The 8,451-nt window shown below is 44.4% G+C and carries 7 protein-coding genes; all 7 read right to left on the bottom strand.

Annotated elements, in window-relative coordinates; genetic code table 11:
* Window positions 1-133 (bottom strand): N-6 DNA methylase (locus tag B2089_RS10750; RefSeq protein ID WP_296687263.1); only part of this gene is annotated, 133 nt, incomplete at its 3' end.
* Window positions 134-267: 134 nt separating this feature from the next.
* Entirely contained in the window at window positions 268-1,035 is a 768-nt protein-coding gene (locus B2089_RS10745) for a rhamnogalacturonan acetylesterase (RefSeq protein ID WP_296321542.1), read from the bottom strand.
* A 157-nt stretch (window positions 1,036-1,192) separates the two neighbouring features.
* Entirely contained in the window at window positions 1,193-3,040 is a 1,848-nt protein-coding gene (gene glmS / locus B2089_RS10740; protein WP_296321545.1) for a glutamine--fructose-6-phosphate transaminase (isomerizing), read from the bottom strand.
* Between the two features lie 108 nt (window positions 3,041-3,148).
* On the bottom strand, window positions 3,149-4,576 hold the full coding sequence (locus B2089_RS10735; RefSeq protein WP_296321549.1) for an HD-GYP domain-containing protein: 1,428 nt from the start codon (window positions 4,574-4,576) through the stop codon (window positions 3,149-3,151).
* Entirely contained in the window at window positions 4,563-5,741 is a 1,179-nt protein-coding gene (locus B2089_RS10730; RefSeq protein WP_296321553.1) for a hypothetical protein, read from the bottom strand. Before B2089_RS10730 ends, B2089_RS10735 begins: the two co-directional genes overlap by 14 nt.
* A gap of 142 nt (window positions 5,742-5,883) precedes the next feature.
* Window positions 5,884-7,281, bottom strand: a complete 1,398-nt coding sequence (gene mnmE, locus B2089_RS10725) for a tRNA uridine-5-carboxymethylaminomethyl(34) synthesis GTPase MnmE (protein WP_414717872.1) — start codon at window positions 7,279-7,281, stop codon at window positions 5,884-5,886.
* A 33-nt stretch (window positions 7,282-7,314) separates the two neighbouring features.
* The coding region (locus B2089_RS10720) for a putative glycoside hydrolase (protein ID WP_296687257.1) at window positions 7,315-8,451 on the bottom strand (1,137 nt) is incomplete at its 5' end.

The following is an 8,451-nucleotide window of genomic DNA, read 5'->3' as shown; positions in this document are numbered from 1 at the left end:
TTACGATTGTTTTTACTACGCTTGCCGGTGTGTAGGACTCGCCGCCTTTTACTCCTTCGTAGGATGCAAACTGGGCGATGCAGTATTCGTAGGTGCGGCCAAGGAGGTCTTTGCTTGCCTCAGTGTCGCTCATGTCCATGTTGCAATCATGGCTTTGTCTTAGATTGTGGCGGAAGATGATTTACTTTTTGGGGATTTTAACTTTGCCATGATGATGTCCTTTTTGAAACTTGTTTATCTTGTATATTATAGCATATCTCAACAAACTTATTTCTGAAAGACAGTGTACTCGTCGTCAATCTCTTCGTTTTCGCCGATGTCGTCGAAAGAACAGGCGGTGTTTTTCATGCAGGATTCTGACAATTCTTTATAATCCGGGAATTTCTCGCTGATTTTTTGGATTTCCTTGGCGGCGATTTTTGAGAAGGCGTTTGCTCCTTCGGGGCGAAGATGGCTGTTGTCGCTTTTTCCTTCGGGGTAATTTTCGTAAAGGCCGGCTTCAAAGTTCATGTAGAATCGGCGGGAAGAGGCTTCTCCGCATTTTGAGAGAAAGTCCATCGTAAGGGCGTTCATGTCGATGCAGGGAACATTTTCTTCTGCGGCAGTCTCGATTATCGCCAGCGGATAATCTCCGTGAGAATTTTTGATTTCGCCATTTTCAAACATGCGGCGGGCCATGGGAGTGAGTAAAAGAGGCTTTACGCCTTTAGAGCGCAATTCCCGCACAAAGTAAGAGAGGTTCTTTCGGAAAGCGCCGCCTTTTTCACAGGAAGTGTATCTTGTCGGGTCAGCGGATTTTTCGTCATTGTGGGCAAACTGAATCAAGGCAAAGTCGCCTTTTTGGGCTTCGGTCATCACGCGCTCAAAGCGGCCTTCGTCGATAAAAGACTTAGTGCTTCGTCCGTTGCGGGCAAAATCAAGCCAGACAGTATCGTCCGGGAAAAAGCGGTGCAATTCCTGCACCCAGCCCGTCTGAGGAAATGTGGAAAAATCGTTATATTGCATTATGCTGTCGCCAAGACAAAGAATTCTCATATTTACTCCAAGTTTAATTTTGACGCGGATAAGCGCAGATTAACGCAGATTTTTTCTTTTAAATTACGAAAATCTATCGTATTTTTACGACAGACTTCCGCACAGGACTACACATAGGCTGTATCCGCGTCTATCCGCGTGCATCTGCGTCTAAATTTTATTCCACCGTTACTGATTTGGCCAGGTTTCGCGGCTTGTCTGGATCGTTGCCTTTTAAGACTGAACAGTAGTAGGCGAAGAGCTGGGCGGGGATAATCGACAGCATTGAGGCTAAGGCCGCATCGGTGTCGGGGATTGTAATCACTGAGTTGCAGCAAGAATCAAAGGCGCATTTTTTGTCCAGGGTGATTGCCATCGTGACGGCTCCGCGGCTTTTTACTTCCACGATGTTTGACGCAAGTTTTTCGTAAAGTTCAGGCTCGGTGGCAATGGCGACGACCAGAGTGTCCGAATCAACAAGGGCGATTGGGCCGTGCTTCAACTCGCCGGCGGCAAATGCCTCACAATGCATGTAGCTGACTTCTTTGAGTTTGAGCGCGCTTTCCAGAGAAGAAGCCGAGTCAAAGAGACGGCCAATATAAAAAATCTTTGATTTATTGAACTGCTGAGAAGCGAATTTCTGGATTTCAGTCTGATTGTCAACGATTTCCTGGGCTTTTGCAGGAATCTGCTGGATTTTGGTGAGCAAATCCTCGTATTCAGCAGAAGAAATGATCCCCCTCTCCTTTCCAAGCTTGATTGCAAGAAGATAAAGGCACATGAGCTGGGTGGTGTAGGCTTTTGTAGAAGCCACGGCGATTTCAGGGCCTGCCCAAGTATAAATCACTTCGTCTGCCTCCCGGCTTACGGTAGAACCTACACAGTTGGTGATTGCGATGACTTTTGCCCCAGCTTCTTTTGCAAGACGGAGGGCAGCCAAAGTGTCAGCTGTTTCTCCAGACTGGGAAATAACGATGAAAATATCATTTTTGTTGAGGATAGGATTTCGGTAGCGGAATTCAGAAGCAACATCAACGGCCACAGGAATCCGCGCGAATTTCTCAAAAGCGTATTTTCCAACAACGCCCGCATGATAAGCCGTGCCGCAAGCCGTAATTACGATTCTTCCTGCCTGCTTCCAGTCTTCACCGAAATCAATCTCGTCAAATTTTATGTCAACCGGCTTTTCCCCATCATAGACAAGGCGGGGGCGAAGGGTGTCAGTAAGGGCTTTGGGCTGCTCGTGAATTTCCTTGAGCATGAAGTGAGCGTATCCGCCCTTTTCGGCACTGGCCATATCCCACTCAACATGAGAAGGCTCGCGGATTACCTTGTTTCCGTCCGAGTCAAACAAATCAACATGGTCATTGTAAAGAACTGCCAGTTCATTCTGATTGAGATAATAAACATCACGGGTGTATTCAAGGACAGCCGGAACATCAGAAGCGATAAAGTTTTCGCCTTTGCCCAAGCCTACGATAAGGGGACTTTCCTTTCGGGCGGCAATAACCCGGTCGGGATATTTTGTGCAGACGACACCGAGGGCATAGCTTCCTTCAAGGCGATGGAGAGTTTCAAGAACTGCCTTAAAAATCTCGCCAGTTTTTTCGTAAAAATAGTTGATTAAGTGGGCGATTACTTCGGTGTCGGTTTGGCTTTTAAAAACAACTCCCTGATCCTGCAAATATGCCTTGAGTTTTGCGTAATTTTCGATGATTCCGTTGTGAACGACGGCGATTGTTCCGCTTACATTAGTGTGGGGATGAGAATTTAAATCGCTGGGTTCTCCGTGAGTTGCCCAGCGGGTGTGCCCGATTCCCACAGAGCCTTTAATCACCTCATCAGCGATTTTCTCTTCAAGGAATTTGAGGGCGCCCTTTGACTTACGAACCAAAATTTCATCGGAGTCTTCTGACAAAACGGCGATTCCTGCCGAATCATAACCACGATATTCAAGTTTTTTAAGTCCGTTTATAAGAACAGGTGTTGCCTGCTTTGAGCCGACATAACCGACGATTCCACACATAAAATTATCCCCAAATTAAAAATATACTTTTAGTATAATGATTTGCATAATAAAAAAAAAGATACCCGCAAATGCAGGTATCTTATCGTTCATATCTAAAGATTTATTTTAGACGATTGCGTCCAGAACTTTGACGACATCAACATCGTAAAGATTCGGTTTTGACTCAAGCTCCTGAATAGCCGTTTCTTTGTCCATAATCTGTTTGTAATTTCGGCGGCTGATAAGGGAGTTGTAGCTTTCAGCAACATGGATAAGGCGGGCAATCTGAGGAATATCCTCGCCAGCCAGGCCGTGATAACCACTACCGTCAGTGTTTTCGTGATGATATTTAGCCGCATCCTCGAAAATCTTCCAGTATTTTCGGGGAACAAAACCAATGTACTGCTCATACTGATTTACATGGTCGCGGAGCTGTTCACGCTGCTCGTCGGTCAAGTTTTCTGCCTCAAGCAATTCTTCTGGAACCGCAAGGAAACCTGCGTCATAAACCATAGATGCGGCGAAGTAAATCATTGAAGAATTCTGGTTTAAACCAAGCTGCATTGCAAGTTTATAAACCAATTCACTGACATTCTTTGAATTATTCTTTCGTTTTGTAACGGCGTCAATTTCTCCACCGAGTTTTTCACAATCGATAACAAGTTGCTTAAGCTCAGCCTTTTCATCTTCGGTCATTTCTGGAGCAGGAAGAGCATCGACGCCCCAACGAGAACTTCCGGCAGACTTTAAGCCCATACCGTTGAAATCCGTTACGCCGCCAAGAAGAAGCTGATTGTTGGTCTGCTGCATACCGGCGATAAGTTTGAGTGTTGAATCAAGCTGCTCTGAATGAAGGGCAGAAGCACGAGCCGAAGCACGCATAGCAAGGAAAACAAGAAGGAAAACGATAATGAAGATAATACCAGCACCGACAGCAATAATCCAAATTGTTTTGTTTGATCGCTTGTCCATACGGTCAATTGTGGTGTTCATCGTATTAGTGACGCCCTGAATCAAGGTTGTGTTAGACTCATTCATTTTGTCTGAAATAGAGTTTACCATTGATTCATTGCTTTCATTTATTGATTTAAGGATTTGCTCCTGATTTGCCTGCTGACTTGCAGAAATATTCTCAACCATTTCACGAGTCTTTGCGTCACGAGCCTCGTCTTTTTGGTCAGCCTGTTGTTGCTGAATCATGCGGACATACTTCTGAACTTGTGGATCATCTGAAATCTTCGGATAAGTCTGTAGATTCATAATGACATCATTGAAAAGAGTATAATCTTTTGTTTTTGTCATTTTTTCAAGCAAAGCACGATAAATCTGCTGCGAAAGAAGATAAACATTGCCCGGAACTTCATCCTTGCTTTCAGAAAGTTTCAAGGCTGCGTTAATTGTCTTGAAAGCATCTTCATACTGCATGTTGCTGTACTGATCATCAGCACGCTGCAAAAAGCGGGTCGTTAAATCAGAACTTGTCTGGGCAAAAATGAGCCCCGCCATAAAAATGCAAACAAGTGAAAGTAATAGATTTTTTTTATTTTGTAACATTTCCAACTCCAATAGCAAATGTAAATTTTGTTCTGTTTTCCATACTCTCTTCTTTCATGAGAAGCAAGTCTTGTACACCAAGTTCGATTCCCATCTTTGTTTTGTCGCTTGTAGAGAACGGAAGCATGATTGAGCCGCCGAATTCCATAGCTGATTTTAACTCATCGTAGGCAAGATGACCGATATCGTAATCATAGAAGAGACGCATCTGCGCACCGCCAATAGAAATATTGTCAAGTGCGATACCGACTACAGGCGAAATGAATGTTTTCTGAGAGCCTGTTCTTTCCTGATACTTTGAAGCAAGGATATGAGCCGAAACACCAGCCCGTAAGAACAGGTATTTGCTCAAATCTGCGAAAGCAATTTCAGGAACGAAGCGGCCTGAGAACATAAATTCCTGCGGATCATCATCTTCCTCATCATCACCAAACTGACTCTTCTTTTGCGTCTTTACCCCGCCCTTTGTCGAAAGATTAAGGATGTGGGCATCAGCAAACAAATCAGCACCGATAATAATACGCTCTGAAGGACGGAACAAATTAGCACCGAACGCAAGACCATACTTCAAACTTGAGAAATCAGGTTTATCTATTTTTTGATAGAGGAAATCTGCCAGACCAAGTTTGACAGTCCAAATCATAGAAGAGAAAGAAGCCTGCTGTTCGTTGACATAAACTTCTTGACCTGAAGCCGTGTTGACTTTTTGATAGTTGCCTCGGCTTTCAAGTTTTTGCTTTGACTTTGCGTTAAGGGCCACGATTCGTTCTTGCTCAAGACGCTTTCGGTTTTCTGCCGCTTGATTTGCAGCTTGCTGATTAAGGATTGCCTTATCTATGTATGAGTATAACTCAACTGCGTCAAAATTTTCAATATTGTTGTCGATTACGGCAAGAGAAGTCTGACGCGCCATTTCAAGATTGTCAGTTATAATAAGCTGCCTGGTTTTTTTGAGAGTGTAATTCTCAATGAGCTTATAATTCGGAGAATTTAGATTCTTTTTGAGAACTTCGGAAATTTTATCCGGAGCCTTTGTGACTATGGCCTCATCAATCTGCCGGTAAGCTTCGCTGACATCTTCGACAGACTGTCCAAAAAGAGCGAAGGATGTGGCTATAAAGACAAAAGCCAAAATCAATTTTCGGAACTTTTTTATTATATTCACGATAAGCATCCTCTCAATACATATAATACTATTGTAGCAGACAAGAATTGATTTCGCAACTCAAGTTTTGCAGACAGCACACAATCTTTCTCATAATTTTTTCATAAACACCTCAAAATAGAAATTTTAGAGAATTTATTTTTCACTTCCCCACGCAAAAGTGGGAGAAAATCGAATCCAAAACATCTTCTGGAGTAACATCGCCAGTTATTTCACCGAGGAAATCAAGGGCGTCCTCCAAATCCTGCACCACCGCGTCAAGAGCGTAATCTTCCGTCAAGGCAAGAGCATGGCTCACGCTCTCAAGGGCTTTCTCCACGGCGACTTTCTGCCGCTCAGAGCCAAGCCCTGTGGAATTCCGCTCGGATTTTTCGGCGACAGAAAGGCTTTTTCTAACAGCCTCGCTTAAATCTCCCAGTCCCATGCCTTTTTTTGCAGAAATTCTGACTTGAGGAATGTCAGCGTCATTCAACGAGGCAAAATTCCCCTCCGTAAGCTCGCACTTGTTCCAGACGAGAATCAGCGGGATTTTTTTTGCAGATTTCAAAGTATGCTCACGGATAAAGGCTTTGTCCTCATCGTTGATTCCATTTTTTGAATCCACAAGATAGAGAATCAAATCAGCCTCATCGCTCAAATCGCGGGTACGCTCAACGCCCACAGCCTCAATGGCATCGCTGGTTTCCCGCAATCCCGCCGTGTCAAAAAGCCGGGCGGGGATTCCGTCAAAATCAATCCAACTTTCGATGAAATCCCTGGTTGTTCCTTCAATATCGCTTACAATGGCACGGTCTTCTTTTAAAAGCGCGTTGAAGAGCGAAGATTTTCCTGCATTGGTTCGTCCGCAAAGAACGACCCTGGCCCCGTCCTGATAGATTTTCTCGCTTTTCCAAGAATCCCGCAATTCAGTGAGGGAAGCCTTTGCTTTTTCAAGCTCGCTGGCATCAAAGGAATCGGCTATTGTCTCTTCATCCTCAGGATATTCAATCTCAACTTCAATGGCGGCAAGTGTGTCAACGATATGCTTTTTTACGCCGTCAATCGTCTCGTAGAGATTTCCAGCCAAACGCCCTGCTGCCCTGCTCTGGCTTTCATCAGTCTTTGAATCGATGATTTCACGGACGGCCTCGGCTTTTGTCAAATCAGTTTTACCGTTGATGTAAGCCCGGAAAGTAAATTCCCCCTTCTCTGCCCTGCGGAAACCGCTTTTTAATAGAAGATTAAAGACCGCCTGCACGACATGAACGCCGCCGTGACAGGAAATTTCAACCATATCTTCGCCGGTAAAAGACTTAGGCCCCCGAAAAACAGAAACCAAAACTTCATCCAACTTCGTCATTTTGCATTCATCATTGTGCATTGCCAAAATCCAGCCGTAGACGATTGTGTTTCCTTGAGCCTCAAGGAGTGCTTTTGGTCGGGAGAAAATTTTTGAGAGAAGTTCTATGCAATTTTTACCCGAACAGCGGACGATTCCCAGCGCACCGGGAGCAAGGGCCGTCGCAATAGCGGCAATGGGCTCTTCGGGAGTGTATTTCAAGTTCGTCACTTTTTTACTTCAAACTCCTCATTTTTAACTCTCGCTGTAAGCCTGCCAGAGTTTTTTTATGTCACCAAGTTTTGGAAATCCGCCCTTATTCTTGTTATTATCCCTTTCTTCCTGATTTCGGATAGTATCCCAAGCCGCCGTGTCAGAGCCAGAAGACACTGTTGACGAATTCATTTCCTGCTCTTCATGCAATTTAGCCTTGGAACCTCCTGAAAGCGCAGGCTTTTTATATTTTGCGTCTGCCTCATAAGATGGACCTGTATATTTTTTGTCATCCACATCAGGAGAAATATCATCGTAACGGCACATTCCATTCCAATACATATAGCCTCGATTCACACTGTCCCGCACGCCATAGACCTGCTGACGCACATAATTTTCATTATAATACTGTCGGTCATAACTTACATTGAGATAGAAAGCCTGAACCCATGGGCGGATTATCAGCTTATTGCGGCCAATGACCGTGTTTCGGTAAGTTCCGTAATAGTAAACTCTATAAGGCCGTTCGCTGGCAGGAGCATAGTTCAAGAAAGACTGCTCAAAATGGCTTGGATAGAACATGGGGCAGACAACATCAACATACTCTGCCAGCAATTCCACATCCTGACCAGTTCTCGTGCCAGAGCGATACCAGCCGTTGGCGCCGTAAATGTCGATTCCAATGGGAGCGTCAATGTTGGCACGGGCATATCGCAGGAATGAAACGAGAGCACTCTCTTTATCCATGCCCTCACTTCTCCAGCGGAACTGAGCGTTGCCCATATTCTTTCCATCCGTCGGGAAGCGTATATAGTCAAACTGAATCTCATCAAAACCTCGTGCGATCAATTCCTGTGCTATGTGCACATTATATTCCCACACTTCCTGAGAATAAGGATCAACCCAATTCTCATCGTAATAAAGCGTTTTTGTAGCTCCAGTCTCGTTTCCGTTCTCATCTTTCACTTTTTCATAACCGGAAATTCCAATCCATGGACGATTAAGAGATTTGTCCCAGACAGCATATTGTTTTTTCCCGTAATCTGCGAGGTTTTTATCCTTAAAGGTTACTATTCGGGCCACAAGGTAGATTCCCTGCTCTTTCATCATCGGAACGAAAGTGTCAATGTCGATTTTATAGCGAGAAACATATCCTTTTTCGCGAATCAGAGGATCATT

Origin of the sequence: Treponema sp. UBA3813 (assembly GCA_002368605.1) — a bacterium.
Classification (GTDB): domain Bacteria; phylum Spirochaetota; class Spirochaetia; order Treponematales; family Treponemataceae; genus Treponema_D.
Note: the sequence above shows the minus strand (reverse complement) of the source record. Positions and strands in the feature narration are given on the sequence as shown.